At 68.1% G+C, this 23,780-nt stretch carries 23 protein-coding genes; 8 read left to right on the forward strand and 15 right to left on the reverse strand.

Annotated elements, in window-relative coordinates; translation table 11 throughout:
- Window positions 1–310 precede the first annotated feature (310 nt).
- The 3 genes from WFQ67_RS18580 to WFQ67_RS18590 all read right to left on the reverse strand — a co-directional run bounded on the left by WFQ67_RS18580 (window position 311) and on the right by WFQ67_RS18590 (window position 3,362).
- A complete protein-coding gene (locus tag WFQ67_RS18580) occupies window positions 311–1,519 on the reverse strand; it encodes an MFS transporter (protein WP_213625006.1) in 1,209 nt (402 codons plus the stop codon).
- Between the two features lie 114 nt (window positions 1,520–1,633).
- Window positions 1,634–2,527, reverse strand: coding sequence for a LysR family transcriptional regulator (locus WFQ67_RS18585; RefSeq protein ID WP_337057826.1), 894 nt, complete (start codon window positions 2,525–2,527; stop codon window positions 1,634–1,636).
- A gap of 181 nt (window positions 2,528–2,708) precedes the next feature.
- Window positions 2,709–3,362: a helix-turn-helix transcriptional regulator gene (locus WFQ67_RS18590; protein WP_337057827.1), complete on the reverse strand. Its 654-nt coding sequence runs from the start codon at window positions 3,360–3,362 to the stop codon at window positions 2,709–2,711.
- A gap of 235 nt (window positions 3,363–3,597) precedes the next feature.
- Here WFQ67_RS18590 and WFQ67_RS18595 point away from each other — a divergent pair, with 235 nt between their 5' ends.
- Both WFQ67_RS18595 and WFQ67_RS18600 read left to right on the forward strand, forming a co-directional pair.
- Window positions 3,598–4,068: a hypothetical protein gene (locus tag WFQ67_RS18595; protein WP_337057828.1), complete on the forward strand. Its 471-nt coding sequence runs from the start codon at window positions 3,598–3,600 to the stop codon at window positions 4,066–4,068.
- A gap of 109 nt (window positions 4,069–4,177) precedes the next feature.
- Window positions 4,178–4,807, forward strand: coding sequence for a LysE family translocator (locus WFQ67_RS18600; RefSeq protein ID WP_337057829.1), 630 nt, complete (start codon window positions 4,178–4,180; stop codon window positions 4,805–4,807).
- Window positions 4,808–5,065: 258 nt separating this feature from the next.
- On the opposite strand, the gene WFQ67_RS18605 is transcribed toward WFQ67_RS18600, so the two are convergent.
- On the reverse strand, window positions 5,066–6,268 hold the full coding sequence (locus WFQ67_RS18605; RefSeq protein WP_337057830.1) for an NAD(P)/FAD-dependent oxidoreductase: 1,203 nt from the start codon (window positions 6,266–6,268) through the stop codon (window positions 5,066–5,068).
- A gap of 359 nt (window positions 6,269–6,627) precedes the next feature.
- Between WFQ67_RS18605 and WFQ67_RS18610 the strand changes: the two genes are divergently transcribed.
- Entirely contained in the window at window positions 6,628–7,176 is a 549-nt protein-coding gene (locus WFQ67_RS18610; RefSeq protein ID WP_213625014.1) for an RrF2 family transcriptional regulator, read from the forward strand.
- 11 nt (window positions 7,177–7,187) lie between these two features.
- Here the strand turns inward: WFQ67_RS18610 and WFQ67_RS18615 are convergent, their stop codons facing one another.
- The 4 genes from WFQ67_RS18615 to WFQ67_RS18630 all read right to left on the reverse strand — a co-directional run bounded on the left by WFQ67_RS18615 (window position 7,188) and on the right by WFQ67_RS18630 (window position 12,930).
- Window positions 7,188–9,551, reverse strand: coding sequence for a DNA polymerase II (locus tag WFQ67_RS18615; RefSeq protein ID WP_337057831.1), 2,364 nt, complete (start codon window positions 9,549–9,551; stop codon window positions 7,188–7,190).
- Window positions 9,552–9,622: 71 nt separating this feature from the next.
- Window positions 9,623–9,934 (reverse strand): DUF2845 domain-containing protein, encoded by a 312-nt coding sequence (locus WFQ67_RS18620; RefSeq protein WP_213625016.1) that lies wholly within the window; start codon window positions 9,932–9,934, stop codon window positions 9,623–9,625.
- An 83-nt stretch (window positions 9,935–10,017) separates the two neighbouring features.
- Window positions 10,018–11,178, reverse strand: a complete 1,161-nt coding sequence (gene mltA / locus WFQ67_RS18625) for a murein transglycosylase A (RefSeq protein WP_337057832.1) — start codon at window positions 11,176–11,178, stop codon at window positions 10,018–10,020.
- Between the two features lie 216 nt (window positions 11,179–11,394).
- On the reverse strand, window positions 11,395–12,930 hold the full coding sequence (locus tag WFQ67_RS18630; RefSeq protein WP_337057833.1) for a nucleobase:cation symporter-2 family protein: 1,536 nt from the start codon (window positions 12,928–12,930) through the stop codon (window positions 11,395–11,397).
- 300 nt (window positions 12,931–13,230) lie between these two features.
- Here WFQ67_RS18630 and WFQ67_RS18635 point away from each other — a divergent pair, with 300 nt between their 5' ends.
- Window positions 13,231–13,497, forward strand: coding sequence for a hypothetical protein (locus tag WFQ67_RS18635; RefSeq protein WP_213625019.1), 267 nt, complete (start codon window positions 13,231–13,233; stop codon window positions 13,495–13,497).
- A gap of 247 nt (window positions 13,498–13,744) precedes the next feature.
- Entirely contained in the window at window positions 13,745–13,975 is a 231-nt protein-coding gene (locus tag WFQ67_RS18640) for a hypothetical protein (RefSeq protein ID WP_111262897.1), read from the forward strand.
- Window positions 13,976–13,985: 10 nt separating this feature from the next.
- Here WFQ67_RS18640 and WFQ67_RS18645 read toward each other — a convergent pair whose 3' ends face one another.
- Entirely contained in the window at window positions 13,986–14,408 is a 423-nt protein-coding gene (locus WFQ67_RS18645) for a hypothetical protein (RefSeq protein WP_213625020.1), read from the reverse strand.
- A 230-nt stretch (window positions 14,409–14,638) separates the two neighbouring features.
- Between WFQ67_RS18645 and WFQ67_RS18650 the strand changes: the two genes are divergently transcribed.
- Entirely contained in the window at window positions 14,639–14,911 is a 273-nt protein-coding gene (locus WFQ67_RS18650) for a hypothetical protein (RefSeq protein ID WP_213625021.1), read from the forward strand.
- Between the two features lie 81 nt (window positions 14,912–14,992).
- Here the strand turns inward: WFQ67_RS18650 and metC are convergent, their stop codons facing one another.
- The gene (gene metC / locus WFQ67_RS18655; RefSeq protein ID WP_337057834.1) at window positions 14,993–16,174 is read right to left on the reverse strand and encodes a cystathionine beta-lyase; all 1,182 of its coding nucleotides are present in this window, start codon (window positions 16,172–16,174) and stop codon (window positions 14,993–14,995) included.
- A 538-nt stretch (window positions 16,175–16,712) separates the two neighbouring features.
- Between metC and WFQ67_RS18660 the strand changes: the two genes are divergently transcribed.
- The gene (locus WFQ67_RS18660) at window positions 16,713–16,904 is read left to right on the forward strand and encodes a hypothetical protein (RefSeq protein ID WP_337057835.1); all 192 of its coding nucleotides are present in this window, start codon (window positions 16,713–16,715) and stop codon (window positions 16,902–16,904) included.
- A gap of 24 nt (window positions 16,905–16,928) precedes the next feature.
- Here WFQ67_RS18660 and WFQ67_RS18665 read toward each other — a convergent pair whose 3' ends face one another.
- Window positions 16,929–17,873, reverse strand: a complete 945-nt coding sequence (locus tag WFQ67_RS18665) for a p-hydroxyphenylacetate 3-hydroxylase reductase component (RefSeq protein WP_337057836.1) — start codon at window positions 17,871–17,873, stop codon at window positions 16,929–16,931.
- Between the two features lie 66 nt (window positions 17,874–17,939).
- A complete protein-coding gene (locus WFQ67_RS18670) occupies window positions 17,940–19,112 on the reverse strand; it encodes a p-hydroxyphenylacetate 3-hydroxylase oxygenase component (protein WP_337057837.1) in 1,173 nt (390 codons plus the stop codon).
- A gap of 279 nt (window positions 19,113–19,391) precedes the next feature.
- Between WFQ67_RS18670 and WFQ67_RS18675 the strand changes: the two genes are divergently transcribed.
- Window positions 19,392–20,600 carry an MFS transporter gene (locus WFQ67_RS18675; protein ID WP_213625025.1) on the forward strand — a complete coding sequence of 403 codons (1,209 nt, stop codon included), beginning with the start codon at window positions 19,392–19,394 and terminating at the stop codon, window positions 20,598–20,600.
- A 9-nt stretch (window positions 20,601–20,609) separates the two neighbouring features.
- Here the strand turns inward: WFQ67_RS18675 and WFQ67_RS18680 are convergent, their stop codons facing one another.
- From WFQ67_RS18680 to WFQ67_RS18690, 3 genes are all read right to left on the reverse strand, one after another.
- Window positions 20,610–21,779 carry a Bcr/CflA family multidrug efflux MFS transporter gene (locus WFQ67_RS18680; RefSeq protein WP_337057838.1) on the reverse strand — a complete coding sequence of 390 codons (1,170 nt, stop codon included), beginning with the start codon at window positions 21,777–21,779 and terminating at the stop codon, window positions 20,610–20,612.
- Between the two features lie 146 nt (window positions 21,780–21,925).
- Window positions 21,926–23,248: a TRAP transporter large permease gene (locus tag WFQ67_RS18685; RefSeq protein WP_337057839.1), complete on the reverse strand. Its 1,323-nt coding sequence runs from the start codon at window positions 23,246–23,248 to the stop codon at window positions 21,926–21,928.
- The gene (locus WFQ67_RS18690) at window positions 23,245–23,778 is read right to left on the reverse strand and encodes a TRAP transporter small permease (protein WP_337057841.1); all 534 of its coding nucleotides are present in this window, start codon (window positions 23,776–23,778) and stop codon (window positions 23,245–23,247) included. Before WFQ67_RS18690 ends, WFQ67_RS18685 begins: the two co-directional genes overlap by 4 nt.
- Between the last annotated feature and the right edge of the window lie 2 nt (window positions 23,779–23,780).

Raw genomic sequence — 23,780 nt, forward strand, 5'->3', positions numbered from 1 at the left:
GATGGGCCAGGGATGGCCCTTCGCGGCGTGCCCCTGGACGACGCTTGCGGCGAACGCACTTCAGTGCGGCCCGAAGGGCGAGCGCAGCGAGTAACGATGATGGAGCGAGGGAACCCGACGCAGTCGGGCCGTATGCAGGGGCGAGCGCTTTTGGTTACTTTTCTGTGGTTCGGCATCCCGACGCTTGAGAAAAGTGACTCGCCCGGGGGGCGAAACAGAAACCATCAGCAAAACTCGGCAATCGGCTTGGCCAAAGCTTCTATCAACACCTGACGCCGGCAGATCCAAGAGAATTCGCCCCTACACCCCGTCACCCCACCTGGGCTTCGCCCCGTGCGCCCTGGCGGGCATGCAGGCCGAAGGCGACCAGTGCCAGCAGAGGCAGCGCGGCGCCGACCAGGGCGATGGCCTGCCAGCCACCCTGCTCGAACAACAGGCTGGCGATGGAGGAGCCGATGGCGCCGCCGATGAAGATGCTGGTCATGTACAGCGCGTTCAGGCGGCCACGGCTGGCGGCATCGAGGGCATAGACCTCGCGCTGGCCGAGGACCATGTTCATCTGCACCGCGAAGTCCAGCAGCACGCCGGTCAGCGCCAGCCCCACCACGCCCCAGGGCAGGCCGAACAGCGCGGGCAGGAAGCTGAGGATGGCCAGCAGCATGGCGAGACGCGACATGCCGCGGGTATGGCCCGCATCCGCCAGGCGCCCGGCGATGGGCGCGGCGATGGCACCGATGGCGCCGACCAGGGCGAACAGCGCGATCTGCGACTGGGACAACCCGTGGTTGCGCGACAGCTCCAGTGGCACCGCGGTCCAGAACAGGCTGAAGGTACCGAACATCAGCGCCTGGTAAAGCGAACGCTGGCGCAGCACCGGCTCGCGACGGAACAGGTGCCAGAGCGAGGCCAGCAGCTGCCCGTAGCTGGCGCGGTGATCGGGCCGCCGGCTGGGCAGCGCCACGGCCACGACCACGGCGATCACCAGCATCAGCCCGGCGGCGCCGAAGAACACCGCACGCCAGCCGAAATGGTCGGCCACCACGCTCGACAACGGCCTCGCCAGGAGGATGCCCAGCAGCAGCCCGCCCATGATCCCGCCGACCACCCGGCCCCGCGACTCCTCCGGTGCCAGGTGCGCGGCCAGGGGGATCAGCATCTGCACCGATACCGAGCTGAAGCCGATCAGCGCCGACACCAGCAGCAGCGGGCCGGGCGCCTGGGTCAGCGCCATGCCCACGAGGCTGGCGAAGGTCACGCCGATGGTGGCGATCATCAGCCGGCGGTTCTCCAGCAGGTCCGCCAGGGGCACCAGGAAGAACAGGCCGAGGGCGTAGCCGACCTGGGTCAGGGAGACGATCAGGCTGGCGCCGTGGGTGGAGATGCCGACGTCGGGCGCGATCAGCTCGATGATCGGCTGGGCATAGTAGATGTTCGCGACGATGGCGCCGCAGCAGATGGCGAAGAGCAGCACCAGGCCACGGCTGATCGCCTGGGGCGCGGAATGGCTGGAAGGGGTCATCGGAGGGTCCTCGGGGTGGAACGGTTCGTGGCGCCTATCCTGGGCAAGAGCGCCGCCCGGGGGAATCCGTTCGCTGCGCAAAGCGGCTTTGCCTTTTGCGCAATGCCAGGCGCCTCAGAGCAGGCCGCCGACGAACGCGATGAAGGCCGCGACCCGCCGCGAGGCACGGTGGCTCGGCAGGTAGAGCGCGGTGATGAGCGAGCGGGTGTCGTCCGCGTTGATCCGCTGCCCCGGGAACAGCGACAGCAGGCGACCCGCGGCGATGTCGTCGTCCACCAGCCAGTCCGGCAGCAGGGCCACGGCCGAGCCGGCCAGCGCCACCTCGCGCAGCACCTCGATGTTGTTGCTGCGCATCCGCCCACGCACCGGCACGCGGACCTCGCCCTCGGGCCCCTGGAAGGTCCAGACCTGGCGCGCGGCGCCATAGTTGAAGCGCAGGCAGTCGTGCTCGGCCAGCTCCAGCGGCTGCGCCGGGGTGCCCCGTTCCGCGAGGTAGGCCGGGCTTGCCACCACATGGCGACGGAACTCGCCGAGGGTCCTGGCCACCACGCCGTCCATGGGCGCAGCCGCCCCGAGGCGGATCGACAGGTCGACCCGCTCGCCGAGCAGGTCGACGATTTCGTCGGTGAGGGTGATGTCCAGCTCCAGGCGCGGGTGACGCGCCAGGAGCGTACCGATATGCGGCGAGATCAGGCGCCGGCCGAAGGCGGTGGGCACCGAGACCCGCAACGGCCCGCTGGGCTCGTCACCGCCGTCCGTCACCGAGGCGTCGGCCTCGGCCAGGTATTCCAGCACCTGGCGCGCGCTCTGGTAGTAGGCGGCGCCGGCCTCGGTGACCGTGACCTGGCGGGTCGAGCGGTTCAGCAGCACCGTGCCCAGTTCCTGCTCCAGGGCATCGACCATGCGTGTCACCGAGGAGGTGGCCAGCCCGAGGCCCCGCGCGGCCGCCGAGAAGCCCTTGGCGTCCACGGTGGCGACGAACATCTTCAGGGCCAGCAGCTTGTCCATGTGGGCTCCGGGGCATTGGCAGAACCGGCGGGGCCGGGCTCGGGATCGACGGATGATACGCGGGGCAGGCCCGCGAAGCATCCGGCCGCATGCGGCTGGCACCCCGCCGCTGCGCTTCTGGACTGCTACTCCCGCCCTGTCATTCCAAGGAGAGAACGGTGAGTTGAGCGCTCGCCGCGACTCAACGCGGACTGACGCGATACACGCAGCGGGAGGCATTGGCCAGCAGGTGCTGTTCGCGGACCACCCGGGCCTCGTCGCCGATGATTTCCTGGAACAGTTGCAGCTCGGATCGGCAGAAGCCCTGGCAGGCCTGCGCCGCCACGCAGATCGGGCAGTGGTCCTCGATCAGCAGCCAGTCGTCGCCATCGCGCTCGACCCGCGCCATGTAGCCCTCGCTCGAGCGCACCTCGGCCAGTTGCTCCAGGCGTTGCATCAGGTCGCGGCCGGTACAGGCCTGGCGGTAGGCCGCACGCGACTCGGCCTCGCGCTGGCAGATCAGCCGGTCCAGCCCCTCCTCGCCGAACAGCTGGCGCACCGAAGCGATCAGCTGCACCGTGAGCTGCGCATGGGTATCGGGAAAACGCGCATAGCCGGAATCGGTCAGCACCCAGCTCTGGCGTGGCCGCCCCGCACCGGAAACCGGCTCCTGGCGCCCGGCCAGCAGCCCGGCCGCCACCAACTTCTGCACCTGCTGGCGCGCCGCCTCGGGCGTCATCTCCAGCACCTGGGCCAGGGTGGCGGTGGACAGCGGGCCACGGGTCTTCACCAGCAGCAGGATGCGGTCGGCCGTCGAGGCAGTGGAAGCGGTGGCGGGGTCGTGGGCAGGGGTCAAGGCGAGGTCCGGATATCCAAGCGAATGGTTGCATATTAGAGAGGTGACCGGAGCGCGTCGAGCGGCCACGCAGGGCACGCGCTGGGTAGCTTCTTCCCACGGCGCCGCGCCTGCCCTTCCCACGCCATCCTTTGGCTGGCTGGGGCGGGCGCGCGGTGGCGTCTAGCCTGCCCCTACCGCCCCGCGCCAAGGACAGCCACCGGGCGACCGCACTCCGAAAACAAGGAACGACACGATGAATCCCTACGGAACCGCCCTGAAGATACTGGCCCTGCTCGGCCTGGGCATCTGGTCCCTGGCCTCCTCCGCCTTCACCCCCTGGGGGCCCTTCACCGCCACCGGGCCGCTTACCGTCAAGTACAACCCGGCGCTGCCCGCCGCGACCTGCACCCTCACCGTGCAAGGCTTGGCCAACGGCGGAGTGGCGCAGCTCAATACCGCGACCATCGGCGGCACCAACCCGATCTGCTCGACCATCGCCGTACGTGGCTTGCCCTGGAGCTGGCAACCGACCAGTGCCACGGCCGTTAACGTCTCCGGCATGAGCATCAGGATCGGCACGGTTACCTGCGGTACCGGCGCCACCGTGCTGGCCACGAGCTGGAGCAACACCACCAGCAGCCTGGGGGCAACCAGCCAGCCCTGGGGCGGCTGTACGTTGCAAAGCCTGACGCTGACCACCTCGCCCGCGCTGACCCTTCCCTGAAGCCGGGTGTTGCTCGAAAAAAAAGTGCAGCTGTAACGGGTGACGCGCGCGGCGGCCGGGTAGTGTTGCGCGACCGGCCGCACCTGCGGCATCGCCCTGGATCGCAGCCATGCCCGACCTCGACACCTTCGTGATCTTCACCTGCGCGGTAGCGCTGCTGCTGGCATCGCCGGGACCGAACATGGCGTTCGTCATCAGCCATGGCGTTTCCCACGGTTGGCGTGGCGGTGTAACCGCAGCGCTGGGCATCAGCCTGGCGGATGCGATCCTGACCCTGCTCACCGCCGCCGGCATCACCGGCCTGGTGGCGGCCTGGCCGCCCTCCTTCGACATCATCCGCTTCGCAGGCGCGTTCTATCTCGCCTGGATGGCCTGGAAGACCCTGCGCAGCGACGTCACCGCCGGCGGCTCCCGCGTGGAGTGCGTGCCTTTGAAGACGGTGCTGGTCCGCGCCACCCTCAACAGCCTGCTCAACCCCAAGGCGTTGCTGTTCTTCATCGTCTTCCTGCCGCAGTTCGTGGTGCCGGGGCATGGCGCGATCAGTGCGCAGCTCCTGCTGCTGGGCGCCCTGCTCACCCTGCTGGCCTTCATCTTCCACGTGGGCCTCGGGCTGTTCGGCGGCGCCATGAGCCGCCGCCTCGGCGGGCGCGGGCGCCTCGCCGGCCTGCAGAAATGGGGGTTGGCCAGCCTGTTCGGCGCCCTCGCCCTGCGCCTGGTGGTGATGCAGCGCCCGGCTTGATGCGGGGCGCATCGCGAGCAGGGCTCGCTCCTGCGGGCGGTGCCTGGGGATGGCTCTTCCGTGGGAGCGGATGCATCCACGAATCGTCGCCTGTTTGCACGGTGCGGGCTTGTAACCGCATGGGTTTCGCTTCGCTCTACCCATCCCACGGGTGTGCATACGGTGGGTCGGGCGGCGTTTCGTGAGCCTCGCGCACCCCATCAATGCAAAAAAACCCGCCGGTCCTGCGACCGGCGGGGCATGGGGTGATGTCCTGGCTTATGCGACGACCGGGATCAGCGGGTCGGCTGCCGCCAGCGCTTCGGCACGGTTGGCCGCCGGCGGGTAGATCCACACGCTGTTGATCTGGGTCTTCAGTCGCTTGCCTTCCTCGCGCTCGAGCTTGACCTGGCGATCCCAGCCTTCGGTGTACACGGCGCCCCAGGCACCGAGGTCCAGGCAGGTGACGTACTTGGGCTGGCTGTAGGGAATGGGCTCGACGCCGAGCAGGTCGGCAGCGACGTTGTTGCCGGCCGAGCGCCCCAGGGCGATGGCGTGCTGGCAGGACATCAGGGCGAAGTGGCCCAGGTCGTCGCAGGCGGCGTAGGCGACGTCCCCCGTGGCGTAGACCGCGTCCTGGCCGATCACCTTGAGGCTGCGGTCCACGTGCAGGCGCCCCTGCGCATCGCGCTCGGCGGGGATCTGCTCGGTCAGCGCGCTGGCGCGCACGCCCACGGTCCAGACCACGGTGTCGGCGTCGATGCGGCGGCCATCGGCGAGGGTCACGCCGCCGGCATCCACCGAGGCGACGCTGGCATCCAGGCACCATTGGATGCCCAGCGCTTGCGAGGCCTCGATGATCTGCGCGCGTGGCCCGTCGCCCAGGGCAGCGCCGATGCGGCTGCCACGGTCGACCACGATGACCTGCACCTCGGCGTCGGCGCCCAGGGCCTCGCGCAGGCGGGCCGGCATTTCGGTGGCGGTCTCGATGCCGGTGAAGCCGCCACCGGCGACCACTACCGTATTGCGGGCCCGGGTCGCCGGACGCGAGCCGAGCGCGCGGATGTGCTCTTCCAGGCGCATGGCTTCTTCGATCTGGTCGACGTCGAAGGCATGCTCGACACCGGCCATCTTCGGCCGGACAACGCTGCTGCCGGTGGCCAGGACCAGGCGGTCGTAGACCAGTTCGGCGGCCGCGCCCCGCTCGTCACGGTAGGCCACGCGCTGGCCCTGCACATCGATGCGATCCACCAGCCCCTTGACGAAGCGCACGCCGACGGCGGCGAACAGCTCGCCCAAAGGCGCCTTCATGCGGTGCACGCCGGCTTCGTAGAAGCGCGGGCGGACGCGCAGCTCGGCCTGGGGCGCGAGGACGGTGACCTCGACATCGGTGCGGCCATGGATGTCCAGCAGGCGGGTGGCGCTGAGTGCGCTCCACAGGCCACCGAAGCCTGCACCGACGATCAGGATGCGCTGTTTCATGCTCGTTTCTCCAACGGGTAGGGTCGTGTTCGGTTCGAATGGGGTCGGGCTCTCGACGGCGCCAATGGCAAGACCGGGTTCAGTTGCACCGCGTGGCGACATCGACCGTCGATATCTACGACTATATTGATCGCAGTTTTTGCCAGCAAGCATTTTTTCTTTGCCCTCACCCGCCCGCGCTCGCCATGCTGCTGTCTGCACCGCTCAGGGATGCGCCCCGATCCCGCTCTCGCAACCTTGTGCCATGGGCATCGGCGGCGACGGACGGTATTCCCATCCATCGCCGACCAGGGCGCCTCCCTTGAGGCAAATGAATGCAGCTCGCACTATAAATGCGACCCGATAAGTCGGAGTTATGAATGTCTCTCTACAGCGCAGGGGTCGAGTACGGCATCCACTGCCTGCTCTTTCTCGTGGACGAGCGCGGCGACAGCCGTGAAGCCAGCGTGCGTGACATGGCCGAGCTCCAGGGCGTGCCCCAGGAGTACCTAGCGAAGGTCTTCACCAAGCTGGCCAAGGCCGGGCTGGTGGCGGCCACCGAAGGCGTGCGCGGCGGGTTCCGCCTGGCCCGTCCTTCGGACGAGATCACGGTGCTGGACATCGTCCGCGCCATCGATGGCAACAAGTCGATCTTCGAATGCCGCGACATCCGTGGGCGTTGCGCGCTGTTCGAAGGGTCGCCGCCGGACTGGGCGCTGGAAGGCACCTGCTCGGTCCACGCGGTGATGCTGACGGCGCAGAAGCGCATGGAAGAAGCGCTGGCCCAGCAGACCATTCTCGACATCGCCCGCCGCGTCGGCCGCAAGGTGCCCGCCGAGTTCGGCGCACAGGTCGCCGAGTGGATGGAGGAACGCCAGCAGAACCGTACGGGCGGTGATTCGATCCCCCTGGTCAATCTCCCCGACTGACCGGGCAAGGCTCAGAACAGGTCGAGCTGACCGTCGACCAGGCGGCTGAAATCGCCCTGGACGAAGGGCAGGATGGCCTCCGCCACCGGCTGCAGCTGGCGCGTGACGTAATGGTCGTAGTCGATGGCGGCGCGGCGGTTCTCCAGCGGCTCGGGCCCGGCCACGGTGATCAGGTAGCTGATCCAGCCACCGTTCTGGTACTGCCGGGGTCGACCCTGGCTGTCGTTGTACTCATCGGCCAGGCGCGCAGCGCGCACATGGGGCGGGACGTTGCGCTCGTAGTCGTCCAGGCGACGGCGCAGGCGCTTGCGGTAGACCAGCAGGTCGTCCAGCTCGCCGGCCAGGGTGCTGCGCACGTAGTCGCGCACATAGTCCTGGTAGGGCTCGCGGTTGAAGATGCGCAGGTACAGTTCCTGCTGGAAACGCTGGGCCAGGGGCGACCAGTCCGTGCGCACCGTCTCCAGGCCCTTGAAGACCATTTCCTCGCTGCCATCGGCACGCACCACCAACCCGGCGTAGCGCTTCTTGCTGCCCTCCTCCGCGCCTCTCACCGTGGGCATCAAGAATCGCTTGTAGTGGGTCTCGTATTGCAGCTCCAGCGCGCTCTCCAGGCCGTACTCGGCCAGCAGGTGCTCGCGCCACCACAGGTTGACCCGCTGCACCAGCGCGCGCCCGATGGCCGCGGCCTCCTCTTCGCCATGGGCGGCGCCCAGCCAGACGAAAGTGGAGTCGGTATCGCCATAGATCACCTGGTGCCCCTGTGCCTCGATCAGCGCGCGGGTGCGGCGCATGATCTCGTGGCCGCGCAGGGTGATGGACGAGGCCAGGCGCGGGTCGAAGAAGCGGCAGCCGCTGGAGCCGAGCACCCCGTAGAAGGCGTTCATGATGATCTTCAGGGCCTGGGACAGCGGCTGGTTGCGCTCGCGCTTGGCCGTCTCCCGCCCCTGCCAGACCCGCTCGACGATCGACGGCAGGCAATGCCGCGTGCGCGAGAAGCGTGCCTCGCGGAACCCCGGCACCGAGTGCTCGTCGTCAGGCTGGCGCAGGCCCTCCACCAACCCCACCGGATCGATGAGGAAGGTGCGGATGATCGAGGGGTACAGGCTCTTGTAGTCCAGGACCAGCACCGACTCGTACAGCCCGGGACGCGAATCCATGACGAAGCCGCCCGGGCTGGCCTCGGGCATGCGTTCGCCCTGGTTGGGCGCGACGAAGCCCTGGCGGTGCATCAGCGGCATGTACAGGTGGCAGAAGGCGGCGACCGAACCACCGCTGCGGTCGGCGGGCAGGCCGGTGACCGTGGCGCGTTCGAGGAGGAAGGTGAGCAGCTCGGTCTTTTCGAAGATGCGCGTCACCAGCTCGCAGTCCTTGAGGTTGTAGCGCGCCAGGGCGGGCTTGTCCTCGGCGAACATGCGGTTGATCTCGTCCATGCGCTGGTAGGGGGTGTCGATGGCCTTGCCTTCGCCAAGCAGGGTCTGGGCGACGTTCTCCAGGCTGAAGGACGGGAAGCTCCAGGTGGCCGAACGCAGCGCCTCGATGCCATCGATGATCAACCGGCCCGGCGCCTCGGTGAAGTAATGGTTGTTGCGGCTGCCGTGCTCGCGCCAGCCCATGGCCTCGCCGCCACGCCCCAGGCGCAGCGGTACCTTGAGGCGCTTGGCGTGCTCGTTGAGCACGCGCAGGTCGAACTGCACCAGGTTCCAGCCGATGATCGCGTCCGGGTCGTGCTCGACCAGCCACTGGTTGAGGCGTTCGAGCAGTTGCGCGCGGTCGTCGCAGTACTCCAGGGCGAAATCCACCTCGCTGGCGTCGCCGTTGGCCGGGCCGAGCATGTAGACCTGGCGCTGGCCACAGCCTTCCAGGGCGATGGAATAGAGCTCGCCGTGCAGGGTGGTCTCGATGTCCAGGGACACCAGGCGCAGGCGCGGGCGGTAGTCGGGCGCGGGCTTCATCTGCCCGTCCACCAGGGCGCCCTCGGCATCGGGCGTGCCGCCGAACAGCACCGGCGCGGTGATGAAGCGCTCCATCAGGTAGCGCTCCGGCGGGCGGATATCGGCTTCGAATACGTCGACGCCGGCCTGGCGCAGGGCCTTGTCCAGGCCGATCAACTGGCGGTGTTGCTGGCAGTACAGGCCGAGCACCGGACGATGGCGGAAGTCGCAGAGCCCCAGCGGCCGCAGCTCGACGCCGCGCTCGTTGCGCAGCAGCGCTTCGGCGCGCTCGCGCTGCTGGGCGGGGATGAAGGCGACGGACGTCTGCGGCGCCAGGCGCAGGTAGCGGGGACCATCGTCGGTGGCCAGCCAGAACGCCACTTCCGTGCCCGCGGGCGTATCGCGCCAGTGCCGGGTCAGGACGAAGCCCTGCTGTAGTTCCACCTTGTGACCTCGGAGAAAGATTCAGGGGCGCGATTCTACGTGGCGCGGCCGGCTCGCGCCTGCCCCATCGGCTAGTCGCGCGAACTCCTGACTTCCTTCAGCTTGCCTTCGATGAAGCGCAGCTCGCGGGTCATGCCGTTGCGCGGGCCGTAGGTCCAGATGTCCACGGTCACCGCATTGAGCTTTGGCACCCCGTTGTTGCGCAGGGCCGGCAGCGTGCGCACGCGGCTGTCGGGCTCGCCGCACTTGCGCAGCACGTCCTCCAGGCTGTCCTCCTGCTGCACCAGGCCCCCGCTGCAACGCAGGGTCAGGGCCTGGGCCGGGGCGACCCAGGCGGCTGCGAGCACGAGGGTCAGCAGGGCATGGGGAATGATGCGGTTCATGGAGTTCCTCCTTCGCGGTCAGCGCTTGATCGCCTGCTACCTATAGACCAAAGGGTGGCGCCGGGTGCTTCGCATGCACCGGCTCAGGGTGTCTCCGGCAGCGGCATGCCCTTGGGCCAGAGCATCCAGATGCGCCCTTCCTGCTTCATGTTGCCGGCCAGTTCACCCGCCTCCTGGCCGGTGCCCCAGAACAGGTCCGCGCGCACTTCGCCGACGATGGCGCCACCGGTGTCCTGGGCGGCGACCGGGCGCACCACGGGCGAGCCGTCGTCGGGGCGTGTGGTGGAGAGCCAGAGCAGGCTGCCCAGCGGGATCACCTTGCGGTCGATGGCCACGCTGTAGCCGGCGGTGAGCGGCACGTTGAGTGAACCGCGCGGGCCTTCGTTACTGTCCGGGCGGGCGCTGAAGAATACGTAGCTGGGGTTGCTGGCCAGCAGCTCGTCGACCCGCCCGGGATTGGCGACGGCCCATTCGCGGATGCGGCCCATGCTCACCTCCTCCTTCTGCAGCAGCCCCTGCTCCACCAGCCAGCGGCCGACGGGGCGATAGGGGTAGCCGTTCTGGTCGGCGTAGCCGATGCGCAACTGGCGGCCGTCGTCGAGCTGGATGCGCCCGGAACCCTGGATCTGCAGGAACTGCAGGTCCATCGGGTCATTGAGCCAGGCCAGCACCGGCGCCTTCACGCCCTGGCCACGGATGGTGGCGGCATCGTCGTAAGGCTTGAGCACGCGGCCTTCGAGGCGGCCTCGCAGGCGCTTGCCCTTGAGTTCGGGGTAGATCTCGTCCAGGGCGACGACGATGAGGTCGTCCGGCACGCCGTAGACCGGCACCTGCCCCTGCTCGGTGCGCTGCAGGTGGCCGGGGTAGACGGGTTCGTAGTAGCCGGTGATCAGGCCGTGCTCGCCCTTCCCCGCCGAGCGCAGGCTGTAGGGCTGGAGGTTGGCACCGATGAAGGCGCGGACGGCGCCGGCCTCCATCGGCACCGGCGCGGCGGCGGCACAGGTGGCGGACCAGACCGGGTCCTTGGCCAGGCGCGTGCAGGCCGAACGCCAGGCGGCGAAGCCATTGAGCAGTTCCTCGTCGGCCGTGGCGGGCACCTGGCTCCAGTCGACGGCGAGGTAGGTGGTGGCCTTGGCCGGCGGCGTCGGCTTCTCGGGTTCGCCCTGGTCGCAGCCGGCCAGTAGCGCAGCGAGGGGGAGGAGGCAGCAGAGGGTTCGGCGCCAATGGCGCAAAGCTGGGGTCACGCGGGGAATCCTGGGCGGTTGGGACGAAGCGCGTAGCTTGGTGAAGGTGCCAGCCCAGGTCAAACGCAACGGCCCGGGCAGCGGCAACAAAGCGTTATCAGAGATTGCAGGAAGGCCCCGGGGTTCCCTGCGCCCTCCTTCCAATGCCAATTTGTCGGGCGCCCCGCAAACGAAAGACCCGGCCACTGGGCCGGGTCCGGTTCCTCGAGGGCCGCGTCAGTGCACCGCGTCCGCCTGGCTGCGCGTCGGCCTTGGGGCCGGGCTGCCATGATGGTCGTCGTCATCGGCCAGTGGGACTTCGTTGCCGGCGGCGTCGTACAGCTTGCCGTTCTGGAAGTAGTCACCGTCGTTCAGCGCGGCGATGTCGGTGTAGCGCAGGCTGCGCTCGTGGCCGGCGGAGATCACCGAAGGCTGGTCGGGGTTGCCGGCGGTGAACTGGTTGAACACCAGGTTCAGCAGGATGGCCATGATCGCCGCCGAGCTGATGCCGGAGTGGAAGATGGTCTCGAACCAGGCTGGGAAGTGCTCGTAGAAGCTCGGCGCGGCGATCGGGATCATGCCGAAGCCGAGGGCGGTGGAGACGATGATCAGGTTCATGTTGTTGCGGTAGTCGACCTTGGCCAGGGTGCGGATGCCACTGGCGGCGACGGTGCCGAAGAGCACGATGCCGGCACCGCCGAGCACGGAGGTCGGCACGGCGGCGATCACCCGCCCCATGACCGGCAGCAGGCCCAGGGTGACCAGGATCAGGCCGCCGGTGGCGACCACATAGCGGCTCTTCACGCCGGTGACGGCGACCAGGCCGACGTTCTGGGCGAAGGCGCTCTGGGTGAAGGAGCCGAACAGGGGCGCCAGGACGCTGGACAGCATGTCGGCGCGCAGGCCATTGCCGAGGCGCTTGGAGTCCACCTTGGTGCCGATGATCTCGCCGACGGCGAGGATGTCGGCCGAGGTTTCCACCAGGGTCACCAGGATCACGATGCACATCGAGAGGATCGCGGCGAAATGGAAGGTCGGCATGCCGAAGTGCAGCAGCGAGGGCATCGCCACGATCGGGCCTTCAGCGACCTTGGAGAAATCGGTCAGGCCCAGTGCCATGGCGATCAGCGTGCCGATCACCATGGCCAGCAGAATCGACAGGCGCGAGATGGTGGAGCTGCCGATCTTGCTCAGCAGCAGCACGATCGCCAGGGTCATGCCGGCCAGGCCGATGTTGGTCATGCTGCCGAACTCGGGCGACTGGCTGTTGCCGCCCATGGCCCAGCGCGCGGCGACGGGCATCAGCGTCAGGCCGATGGTAGTGATCACCACCCCCGTGACCAGTGGCGGGAAGAACTTGGTGACACGGGAGAAGATGGGTGTGATCAGCAGGCCGATCAGCGACGCGGCCATCACCGCCCCGAGGACGGACTGGATGCCGCCCTCGCCGTTGTTGCTGCCGAGGATGGCGATCATGGTGGCGACGCCGGCGAAGGAAACGCCCTGGACGAGGGGCAGCTGGCAGCCGAAGAACGGCAGGCCGAGGGTCTGGAGCAGGGTCGCGAGGCCGCCGGCGAACAACGAGGCGGCGATCAGCAGGCCGATCTCGGAGGGGCTGAGCCCTGCCGCCTGGCCGAGGATCAGGGGAACGGCAACGATACCGCCGTACATGGTGAGAACGTGCTGCAATCCATAGGCGAGGTTGGCGCCGATGCCAAGGTTCTCGTCTTCCGGACGTGGTGCGACGGACGTAGCTTGGGAGAGCTTGTTCATGGGGAGGTGCACTCACTTCTTGTCGTTGTTGTGGGCGCAATGTAAACAAAAGTGTCCCCATATGGCTAGCACGTTGTATACAAAAAATGCGCATATGAAAAAGACAATTCCTGACCGATTGGTCATAACCCCGTATCCACGCGGGCTGAGGCCTGCACGGGGAAATTGGCCGAACGGGCGAATACCCTTTTCAACGACGTGACCCGGCTCACGCCGACGGCATTTACAGCGGCGGGATTTGGCCTACGCTGAGCCGTGACCCGATGGTCAGCTTGCATCCACTTCAAGGAGGAAACGGATATGACGCTGGGTATGGCCGATATCGGCAAGCTCTTCACCCTCTACATGCCCGCCTACATGTGCGAGGCGACCCGCCTGGACAGCGGTACCCTCTCCCTGCAGTTCACCGGGCGCGTCGACCTGGACGTGATCACCCTCCACGGCATGACCCTGGCCGAACTCTCCTCGCCCCTGGCGATCCGGAAGCTGAGCAAGGTGCTCAACGAGGAATTCGCCATCGCCATCGCCAACCGGCGCAGCTTCCGCCCGCGCACCTGCGGTGCCTGAATCGCAGCAGTCCTGGGCCGACGACCGCCCTCGGCAGCTCCCATGCGTACCGCATTGCACGGAGCCGGAACCTGGAGGGCCACTCGCCGCTCCAACCCCTTGGTCGCAGGCGAGCCTGCCTGCATCCCCGTGTGCGGGCACGACCCGAAGCGACGAAAAATACCGGTTCGGACTGGCGCAGGCCCCGGTTCTCGCGGCACTATCGCTGCTGGATTGAGAGCCGGGTTCGCCAACAAGGAAGGCTGCAATGCATTACTTCGACATCCAGTACAAGCTCAGGGGCGTGCCGAGAAGCCTTCGCGTGCGCCACACCGAGAAGGAAATGGGGCTGGAGCTGGCCCTGGCGCACATCATCGCCGAGCACCGTGGGCAGCTCGAGGTGGACCGCAACCTGGGCGGCTCGTCCTTCGAGAACAAGGTGCTCGCCTCCCAGGAAATCGGCGTATCAGGGGTCACCACGCACCTGGTCGAGAACTGACCCGAGGCCCTCAGGCCGCGATCAGCGGCCAGCGATCCTGGATGAACTCGCAGCCCTGCGGCGGCTGCCCGATCACCACATAGACCCGGCGCTCCCGCTCCGCTTCCAGCAACACCCCCTGCAGGCACTGGCTGGCCACGAGGTCGAACCAGTGCGGCTGCTGGGCCCTGTCCCTTTCCATGTAGCGCTGCACGGCGATCCTCACCGCCTGGGGCCGATAGCGCTCCCAGGCCTCCAGCGTCATGCAGTTCTCCCGCGCCCAGCCGCTGGCGGGCAAGGCTCCGGGCTGCCGTGGCCGGCGCCCCCAGGCAATCCATTCGATGGAACCGTCGGGCTGCACCACGGGCAGCTCCGCCCTGGGGCTCTGGAAATAGATCCGCCTTGCCCTGCCGTTCCCGGTGAAGCGACCCGCCACTTCGACGCCTCCGCACATGACACCCCCCTGAAGGTGGATACCGACAGGAGATTGACCGCGAAAAGGCCCATCCGCTGCATGCTGCCACGCGCCCTTCGTCGCCGTGTTGCAAGAACGCTCAAGCCCGGGGGTTGCAGCAGATGGCTAGCATTGCCTGACTCGCTGGTTCTGCTAGTTTTGCGCTCTTGATATCAAGGGGTCATCGGCGTGCCGGTGCAGGACTGAATGGGGCGGGGCCGCAGGCGCTTATGGAATGGTTGATCAGCTACAGCTTCAAGGGTGAAGCCCGCCACATGAAGATGAACACGCGGGACATACCCAACATCAAGGCCATCGGCTTTTCCATCTACACGCTCGAATTCCCCGGCAAGGCCCGCCCCTCACGCTCCAGCGAGGCCATCCAGGACTGGCTGACCGACTGCGGCATCGAGGTCACCGATGTGCGCCTGCTACGCCGCTCCGCAGGCCCCGGCCCGGAAGCGCCCTACAGCCAGCTGCTGCCGGGGCGCGACGGCACCTGAGCCAGCCCGCCCCGAGAGGCCGGGCAGCCGCACCCTTGCGGGAGCCCGCACACCCATCGCGCGCTCCCTTCCTGACCCGGATCAGCCTGCCGCGCGAAGGCGCTCGAAGCCGCGCGCCAGGTCGTTCTTCAGGTCGTCCATGTCCTCCAGGCCGACCTGCAGCCTCAGGGCGAAACCTTCCGCCTGCCAGTGCGTCGCGGTGCGGTAGGTGCGGCAATCGAAGGGGATCACCAGGCTCTCGTAGCCGCCCCAGGAGAAGCCCATGCTGAAGATCGACAGGTTGTCGAGCATCGCCGCCAGGCCGTCGCGGCTGTAGCCGGGGGCCAGCACGATGGAGAACAGCCCGGACGATCCCTTGAAATCACGCTTCCAGTGGGCGTGGCCCGGGCAGCTCTCGAAGGCCGGGTGCAGCACGCGGGAGACCTCGGGGCGCTCGCTCAGCCAGCGGGCCAGCTCCAGGCCGCGCCGCTCCGCCTCCTTGAGCCGCAGGAACAGCGTGCGCATGCCACGCAGCGCCTGCACGCAGTCCTCCGCACCGGGCAGCATCGACATGGCGTCGTAGGTGGCGCGCAACGCCGGCCAGCAGGCCTGGTTGGCCGTCACCAGGCCGAGCAGGATGTCGGAGTGGCCGCCCAGGTACTTGGTGCCGGCCTCCACGGTCAGGTCGATGCCGTGGTCGTGGCCACGGAAGAAGATCGGCGTGGCCCAGGTGTTGTCGAGGATGGTCTTCACGCCGTGACGGCGGGCGATTTCGACCATCGCCGGGATGTCCTGCACCTCGAAGGTCTGCGAACCCGGCGCCTCGAGGAACAGGGTGCTGGTGTCCGGCCCGATCAGGCGCTCGATGTCGGCGCCGATCAGCGGGTCGTAGTAGGTGGTGGTCACGCCGTAGCGGGCCAGCATCTGGTTGCAGAAGTTGCGCGTCGGCCGGTAGACGCTGTCGGGCACCAGGATGTGGTCGCCCGCCTTGGTGGTGCTGAACAGCGCCAGGGCCACGGCGCCCAGGCCCGAGGACGACAGCACGGTGCCCTCGGCGCCGGTCAGCTGGGTCCAGGCGTCCTCCAGGTGGGCGATGGTCGGCGACCCCGCCGTGCCGTAGGAGAAGCGACTGCGCCGGGCCTCGATGTCGTCCAGCGTCTTGTAGATGATGGTCGAGCCCTTGTAGAGCGGCGCGTTGACGAAGCCGAACTGCTCCGCCGGGTCGCGGCCGAGCATGGTCAGCTGGGTGCTGATGTCGAATTTCGAAATATCGTCTTTGTTCATTGCGAGGCGGGCCAGGATCGTCGAAGCAGCCGATGCTACCTGAAGCCTGCCCGTGGTTCACGAAGGCGTCCCAACACCGACCGGCCTGGTAGCGCTAGGTTTGGCCGCTGCTCCAACCTCCTCGCCAGCCTCTTCATCGCCGTGCGCATCAGGCTCGGCGCGCAACGGCTCCCGTAGGGTGGCGTAGAGCGAAGCGAAACCCACGGGGGTGGGCGTTACAGGGCGTCATGAATGCCCGGAAAACGCCGTGCATGAGGCTTCGCATCGCGCTCAGACAGCTTACGCAGACAGAGCCAGTGAAAACGTCATAGTTACGACATGAAACCGTCATCCATCCTCACGATGATGGCCCTGCATCCAACGGCAGATGGATGCATGCAGAATGCTTCTGATTGGCAGGCCCTCCTGGGCATGGACCGACCTCTTGCAGGTCGGTTTTTTTTGCCTGGAACATCCTTCACCGCCAGCCAGGAGCGCTGCAACCTCAGCGCAACATTCCTCCCCTAGGCTGCGCACAGTTTTCCCAGAGGCCGAACCCGTGACACGCGTTGCAAGAGATCTGCGCAAGAACCTGGAAAGAGTCGCCATCCACAACGAGGACGCCGCCATCGCCGTGATGCGCGCCGCCGACCGAATCGGCGACGAGTCCCTGCGCCAGCAACTGTTCATCGTCATCCAGCGCATGAACCAGGACGCCCTGGACCTGCGCGCCATGCGCAACGCCGTCTGACGCGCGCCTGGCCGCCCCGACGGCTCAGGCCTCGCCGAGGCAGGCGATGGCCCGCAGCACGTCCCTGAACGCCTCGATCTGCTGTTCGTTGAAGCGCGAGAACACCCGTTCCTGCTGCTGCTCGGCGATCTCCCAGAGGGTTTCCGCCTGGTCCATGCCCAGCGGAGTCAGGCTGCAACCGCTGGCATCGCCGCAGAGCATGCCCTTGCGGGTCAGCGTATCCACCGCCGCCTCGATCTCCCGCGTCGGCATCGCCACCAGTTGCTGCAGCGCCGCCATGTCCAGGCTGGCGTCCTTCTCCAGCACCATCAGCATGCGCGCCTCGCTGGTGCGCAGGCCGGTGGCGAGCTGCCGCGGCTGGTAGTCCTCCTGGTAGCTGCGCACCGCCTGGGTCATCAGGTAGTAGAGGTTGTGGCTGAGGCGCCCCTGGAAGGCGGTACGGGTAGCCGCCTCGTTCTTCTTCAGCAGGCGCGGATGGGGCAGCACCGCCGAATAGGCACCCTGGTGATAGAGCAGCGGCGCGCGACCGAAATCGTCGAAGGCGACGACCTTGCCGATCAGGATCCAGTGATCACCACCGTCCAGCTCCTGGTACTTCTCGCACTGAAAGCGCGCGGCGCACTCCTCCAGCAGCGGCGCACCACCGGCGCCCTCCTCCACGCGCAGCCCGGCGAAGCGGTCCTCGCTGGGGCGGGCGAACTGGTTGGAAATGTCGATCTGGTCGGCGGCCAGCACGTTCACCGCGAAGTGCCCGGCGCGGGAAAACACCTCGTAGCTGGTGGCGCGCTTGTCGATGCTCCAGAGCACCAGCGGCGGGTCCAGCGACACCGAGTTGAAGCTGTTGGCGGTCATGCCCACGCGGCGCCCGTCGGCGGCGGCGGTCATGACGGTCACTCCGGTGGCGAAATTGCCCAGGGCACGGCGGAAGGCACGCGGGTCGAAGCCCGCTTCATTGTTCTGTTGGGTCATGGCGAATCCTCGCAACCGGGCAACGCCCGGCTGGCAGGTGGACGATCGGGGTGGAGGCGGAGCCGGTCAGACCATGCTCGGGTCGGGTTCGAGGCCCATCAGTTCGCGACCGAGGATCTGCGCGCACACGTCGTAGTCGGTGTAGGCGTGGGCGCCGGTCATGTGGGCGTCGCGGAACAGGCGCTGCATCTCGTTGGACTCGAACCAGGCGGTGCCGCCGGCAGCCTCGAACAGGCGGTCCACCGCCTGGATGCACATCTTCACCGCGTAGGCCTGGTTGGTGCGCCAGAAGGCCAGGGTCTGGCGGTCCGGGTACTGATGGCGCTCACCGTGCTCGGCGTGCTCCTGCCAGGTCTTCTCCAGGAAGGCACGGGCAGCGGCGACCTGGTGGGTGGACTCGGCCAGGCGCATCAGCGCCGGGGTGGCGGTGCCGACGCTGACGCCGGTGTAGGCGCGCACGCGGTTCTTGGTCTTCTCGGCGAAGGCCACCAGCATGCGCTCGGCGACGCCCAGGCTGATGGCCGCGAAGCCGCTGGCGAAGTACGGGCGATAGGGGGCGTAGAAGATCTTGCTGTCCGGGTACAGGCCGAAGCCGGCGGAGCGGCCTTCCATCATGTCCTTGGCCGCCTCGATACGGTGATCGGGGATGAACACGTCCTTGAGAATCAGGGTCTTGGTGCCACTGCTGCGCATGCCGGCGACGAACCAGTCGTCACGGATCTCGTAGTCGGCGCGGGGCACCACGCCGAAGCAGTAGACCGGCGGCTCGCCCTCGCCCGCCGGGCGGCGGAAGCCGACGATGGCCCATTCGGCATGGTCGCAACCGCTGCTCCAGCCCAGCTCGCCGTTGAGGATGATGCCGCCCTCGACGTTCTCCGCCTTGCCGAACGGCGCGATGCTGCTGCTCGCGGTGGCATCCGGGTTCTCGCTCCAGATCTCGTCCTGCAGGCGCTTGGAGAACATCGCCAGCTGGTGGCTGTGGGTGCACAGCAGGCTGAAGGCCCAGGCAGTGCCCCCGCAGGCGCCGGCCAGGGCGACCACGCAGTCGGCGAATTCCGGCAGGGAGACCTCCAGGCCGCCATAGGCCTTGGGCTGGAGGGCCCGGTGCATGCCGATGCCCTTGAGCAGGGCGACGTTCTCGGCGGGCACCATGCGCTCCTGCTCCGCGCGGGCGGCGTTGGCAGCGATGGCGGGCAGGATGGCACGGAGGTCGGCGAGCAGAGGATTTGGCTTTTTCATGCGGGATACCCAGTCTATTTATTGTTAGTCGCCACCGTTCGGGAGAAGCCCTGGTGCCCCTTGGTGAAAGGGCCCATGGCGGTGGCCTGGGGGTCATTATGAAGAGGTGGTGCCGGGCTAAAAATGCACGTTCCGGATACTCGATTGCACTTTTCATGGCCAATCGCCGGTTTCCGGCAACAGCGTCGCCCACGAACGCTTAATGTATTAACGATCCATCTTTTGCTTTAGCATTCACCGCCCAGAACCCAGCCCCCAAGCCCAGCCCGAACGCCCTCGATGATCCAGCTGCCCAACGCCCTGCGTGCCCTGCGCCATCGCAACTTCCGCCTCTATTTCACCGGTCATTGCATTTCCACCCTCGGCACCTGGATCCAGCAGGTGGCACTGGCCTGGCTGGTCTATCGCCTCACCGGCTCCGCCGCGCTGCTCGGCGTCACCACCTGCGCCGCCCTGCTGCCGCAGTTGCTGGTCGGTCCCTTCGCCGGTGCCTGGATCGACCGCCACGACAAGCGCCGCCTGCTGATCGTCGTCGAAGGCCTGCTCGGCCTGCAGGCCCTGAGCCTGGCGGCGCTCACCGCGAGCGGGATGATCGGCCCGACCCTGCTGGTGGCCATGGCCGCCCTGCTCGGCGTGCTCAACGCGGTGGACACGCCGCTGCGCCAGTCGCTGCTCAGCCAGTTCGTCGACGACCGTGCGGACCTGCCCAATGCCCTGGCCCTGAACGCCATGCTCTTCACCCTCTCGCGCTTCATCGGCCCGCCGCTGGCCGGGCTGCTGCTCGGCTTCGTCAGCGAGGCGGTGTGCTTCGCCCTCAACGCCGTGTCCTACCTCGCGTTGATGACCGGGCTGCTGTGGGTGCGCATGGCGCCGACGCCAAGGGCGGCGGGCTCGTTCCGCAACGTCTTCGGCGAGGGGCTGGAATACGCGCGACGCGACCCGAAGATCCGCCTGATGATCCTCAGCGTGCTGGCCCTGAACCTCACCGCGTCGAGCTACGTGGTGCTGCTGCCGGTGTTCGCCAAGGACATCTTCGGCGGCGACGCCACCACCCTCGGCTGGCTCTGGGGCGCGGCCGGGGCCGGCTCGCTGCTGTCGAGCATAGTGCTCGCCAGCCACGCCGGCGGCAACGCCCTGTCGCGGCTGATCCTGCTCTCCTCCGCCGCCTGCGGGCTGGCCATGCTGGTCTTCGCCTGGAGCAGCCACCTGCCGCTGTCGCTGGCGGCCATGGCGGTGCTCGGCTTCGGCATCTCCTGCAGCAACGTCGGCACCAACATCATCCTGCAGAGCAGCGCCCCGGAAGCCTTGCGCGGCCGTGTCGTGGCGCTCTACACCTCCACCCGATTCGGCTTCGATGCCCTGGGCGGCCTCGCTGCCGGCCTGCTCGCCTCGCACCTCGGCGCCCCGCCGGTGCTGGCCCTGGGGGGCACGCTGCTGCTCGGCTACTGCCTGTGGCTGGCCCGCCACTCGAGCAGGATCCCAACGTAGCCGGCTGGCTCAGCGCCGGGCGAAGGTCGCTGCAACCAGGCAACAGGCCCCACAGCCGCCCATCACCAGTGCCATCGGCAGCGGCGTACCGTCGTAGAAGCTGCCCACCAGCGCGCTGGCCGCCGTGCCCAGGCCAAACTGGGTGGCTACCGCCAATCCCGCCGCCGCACCGGCGCGCTGGGGGAACTCGGCGAGCAGCGACGCCAGGCAGTTGGCCCCGAGCATGCCGGTGACGCTGACATAGACCACCACGCACGCCACGATCGCAGGCAAGCCGCCCCACCCCGCCCCCACCAGCAGCACCAGGGCAAGCCCCGCCGTCGCCGCCACCAGCGCGCCGAGGAAGAGCAACCGGCGCGGCCCCAGCCGCCCCACTAGCCGCGCATTGAGCGTGGTGACGAGGATGATGCCGGCGATGTTCAGCCCGAACAGCCAGCCGTAGCCCTGGGGCGAGACGCCGAAGTGGCCGATGTAGACGAAGGGCGAGGCCGTGATGAAGGCGAACATGCCGGCGAAGCAGCTGCCCATGCAGAAGATGTAGCCCAGCGCCCGTGGCCGCAGCGCAAGGTGCCCATAGGCGATGAAGGCCGCAGCCAGGGAATGGCTGCGCGCCTGCGGCGGGTGGGTCTCGGGAATCTTCAGCGCCACCGCCGCCAGGCACAGCCCGGCGAAGCCCATCAGCAGCAGGAACAGCGAACGCCAGCCGGCGAGCAGCATCAGGTAGCCGCCCAGCAGCGGCGCCACCAGGGTGGCGAACATGGTCACCAGGTGCATCAGCGACAGCACCCGCGCCGCATCGCTCACAGGGAACAGATCACGCACGATGGCCCGCGCCAGCACCGAAGCCGCAGCGCCACCCAGGGCCTGCAGCAGGCGCCAGGCCAGCAGGTGCTCGACCTCGCCCGCCAGCGCGCAGCCCAGGCTGGCCACCAGGTAGAGAGCGATGCCGCCCAGCAGCAGGCGCCGCCGGCCGAAACGGTCCGACAGCGGCCCATAGGCCAGCATCCCGAGGCACAGCCCGGCGAGGAACACGCCGATGGTCATCTGCACCCGCGCCTCCGGCGCCCCCAGGTCATGGGCGATCAGCGGCAGGCTGGGCAGGTACATGTCGATGGACAGCGGCCCGAAGGCCACCAGGGCGGCGAGCAGCAGGATCAGGCGCTTGGGGTTGGCGGTCATGGGGTTCCTGGGTGTCGTTCGGGTGGGTGAGGCGCCGGGCTGTTCAGTGGGTCCCCGCGTTCGCGGGGATGACAGGGTCGGGTACGGACGCTTTGCATGACCGTCACCCTCGCGAACGCGAGGGCCCACTCAGGAAGCCAGGTCGATCAGAGGCTCAGCAGCCACAGGCTCAGGCCCGGGAAGGCCACCAGCAGGACGATGCGCGCCAGGTCCGAGCAGAGGAACGGCACGATGCCCCTGGCGGTCTCGCCGTAGGGCACGTCGCCGGCGGCACGCTGGACGATGAACAGGTTCATGCCCAGGGGCGGATGGATCAGGCCGATCTCCACCACCATCAGCGCGAGGATGCCGAACCAGATGGACTTGTCGGACTCGCTCAGGCCGAAGAAATCCAGGCCCATGATCATCGGGTAGAAGATCGGGATGGTCAGCAGGATCATCGCCAGCGAATCCATCACGCAGCCCAGTGCCAGGTACAGGCCGAGGATGATCACCAGCACCAGCATCGGAGCCAGGCCGCTGCCGATCACCCAGGCCGCCAGCTCGCCCGGCATCTGGGTCAGCGCCAGGCCGGAGTTGAGCAGGTCCGCGCCCAGCAGCACGAGGAAGATCATCGCCGAGGTTTCCGCCGTGCCCAGCAGGCTGGCGCGCATGCCCTTCCAGCGCAGGCCGCCCTGGGTGACGGCGAGGATGCCGCAGGCCGCCGCGCCGATGGAGGCCGCCTCGGTGGGGTTGGCCCAGCCGCCGTAGATGCCGACGATCACCACCAGGAACACGCCGATCACCGGCAGCACGTTGACCAGCGCGCGGCCGCGCTCGGCCAGCGATGCCCTGGGCGAGACGGTGGCCTGGGACTCGTCCCGCGCCACCATGATCCGCAGCACCAGCACGTAGCCGATGATGGCGATCACCCCCGGCACCACGGCGGCGACGAAGAGCTTGGCGATGGATTCCTGGGTCAGCACCGCATAGATGATCAGCGGCACCGACGGCGGGATGAGGATGCCCAGGGTGCCGCCGGCCGCCACGGTCGCGGTGGCCAGGCGCCCGGAATAGTTGTGCCGGCGCAGCTCGGGCAGCGCCACGTGGCTCATGGTCGCCGCGGTGGCCAGGGAGGAGCCGCAGATGGCGCCGAAGCCCGCACAGGCGCCGATGGCGGACATGCCCATGCCGCCCTTCCAGTGGCCGATGAAGGCCGAGGCGCAGCGGAAGATCGAGCGCGACAGGCCGCCGTGGGTGGCGAACTGGCCCATCATCACGAACAGCGGGATCACCGCCAGGTCGTAGTTGGACAGGCGCGAATAGGCCAGGTCGTTGAGGGTGAACAGCAGGCTCGACAGGTCGCCGTCGTTGACCGCCCAGAAGCACGCCGCGCCGCCGACCAGCATGGTCAGGCCGATGTGAACCCGCAGCAGCAACAGGGTCATGGTGATCGCCAGTGCGATCAGCCCCAGGGCCAGGCCGCTCATGCCTCACCTCCCGCACCGCCCAGCACCCGCGCCACCCGGGCCAGGGCACAGAGCCCCAGGAGCACCAGGCTCGGCACGATCAGCGCCAGCGGAATCCACAACGGGATCGACAGCAGCGTGGTGACGTCGCCGAACTCGCGGTTGTCGAGCATCTGCAGGCTGGTGCGCCAGGCCAGCAGCCAGGCCACCGCGCAGCACAGCAGGTGGGCGAAGGCGTCCAGCACCCGGCGTACCCCGGCGGGCAGCCAGTTGGTCAGCGCGTCCACGCGGATGTGCGTGCCGCGCAGCTCGCACAGCGGCAGGAAGGCGGCGATGGCCACCGCAGCCCCCACCTCCACCAGTTCCATGTCGCCACGGATGGGCGTGGAGAACAGCTTGCGGCCGACGATGGAGACCACCGACATGCCGACCAGGGCCAGGATGATGCCGCCGCCCGCCAGGGCGAAACCATGAGTGACGCGCAGCAGGGCCCGGCGTACCAGGCCCCCCTGATCGCGCGCGTCGAGATCGAAATGCAGCGATTCCTTCATGG

Source organism: Pseudomonas sp. USHLN015 (genome assembly GCF_037153275.1).
Classification (GTDB): domain Bacteria; phylum Pseudomonadota; class Gammaproteobacteria; order Pseudomonadales; family Pseudomonadaceae; genus Metapseudomonas; species Metapseudomonas tohonis.

Bases quoted from the DNA above. Each gene is read 5' to 3' on its own strand.
- WFQ67_RS18690 (WP_337057841.1), bottom strand. From the start codon at position 23,778: ATGAAGGAATCGCTGCATTTCGATCTCGACGCGCGCGATCAGGGGGGC.
- WFQ67_RS18580 (WP_213625006.1), bottom strand. From the start codon at position 1,519: ATGACCCCTTCCAGCCATTCCGCGCCCCAGGCGATCAGCCGTGGCCTG.
- WFQ67_RS18640 (WP_111262897.1), top strand. From the start codon at position 13,745: ATGCATTACTTCGACATCCAGTACAAGCTCAGGGGCGTGCCGAGAAGC.
- WFQ67_RS18605 (WP_337057830.1), bottom strand. From the start codon at position 6,268: ATGAAACAGCGCATCCTGATCGTCGGTGCAGGCTTCGGTGGCCTGTGG.
- WFQ67_RS18630 (WP_337057833.1), bottom strand. From the start codon at position 12,930: ATGAACAAGCTCTCCCAAGCTACGTCCGTCGCACCACGTCCGGAAGAC.
- WFQ67_RS18650 (WP_213625021.1), top strand. From the start codon at position 14,639: ATGGAATGGTTGATCAGCTACAGCTTCAAGGGTGAAGCCCGCCACATG.
- metC (WP_337057834.1), bottom strand. From the start codon at position 16,174: ATGAACAAAGACGATATTTCGAAATTCGACATCAGCACCCAGCTGACC.
- WFQ67_RS18600 (WP_337057829.1), top strand. From the start codon at position 4,178: ATGCCCGACCTCGACACCTTCGTGATCTTCACCTGCGCGGTAGCGCTG.
- WFQ67_RS18635 (WP_213625019.1), top strand. From the start codon at position 13,231: ATGACGCTGGGTATGGCCGATATCGGCAAGCTCTTCACCCTCTACATG.
- WFQ67_RS18665 (WP_337057836.1), bottom strand. From the start codon at position 17,873: ATGACCCAACAGAACAATGAAGCGGGCTTCGACCCGCGTGCCTTCCGC.
- WFQ67_RS18610 (WP_213625014.1), top strand. From the start codon at position 6,628: ATGTCTCTCTACAGCGCAGGGGTCGAGTACGGCATCCACTGCCTGCTC.
- WFQ67_RS18680 (WP_337057838.1), bottom strand. From the start codon at position 21,779: ATGACCGCCAACCCCAAGCGCCTGATCCTGCTGCTCGCCGCCCTGGTG.
- WFQ67_RS18685 (WP_337057839.1), bottom strand. From the start codon at position 23,248: ATGAGCGGCCTGGCCCTGGGGCTGATCGCACTGGCGATCACCATGACC.
- WFQ67_RS18645 (WP_213625020.1), bottom strand. From the start codon at position 14,408: ATGTGCGGAGGCGTCGAAGTGGCGGGTCGCTTCACCGGGAACGGCAGG.
- WFQ67_RS18595 (WP_337057828.1), top strand. From the start codon at position 3,598: ATGAATCCCTACGGAACCGCCCTGAAGATACTGGCCCTGCTCGGCCTG.
- WFQ67_RS18620 (WP_213625016.1), bottom strand. From the start codon at position 9,934: ATGAACCGCATCATTCCCCATGCCCTGCTGACCCTCGTGCTCGCAGCC.
- WFQ67_RS18585 (WP_337057826.1), bottom strand. From the start codon at position 2,527: ATGGACAAGCTGCTGGCCCTGAAGATGTTCGTCGCCACCGTGGACGCC.
- WFQ67_RS18675 (WP_213625025.1), top strand. From the start codon at position 19,392: ATGATCCAGCTGCCCAACGCCCTGCGTGCCCTGCGCCATCGCAACTTC.
- WFQ67_RS18670 (WP_337057837.1), bottom strand. From the start codon at position 19,112: ATGAAAAAGCCAAATCCTCTGCTCGCCGACCTCCGTGCCATCCTGCCC.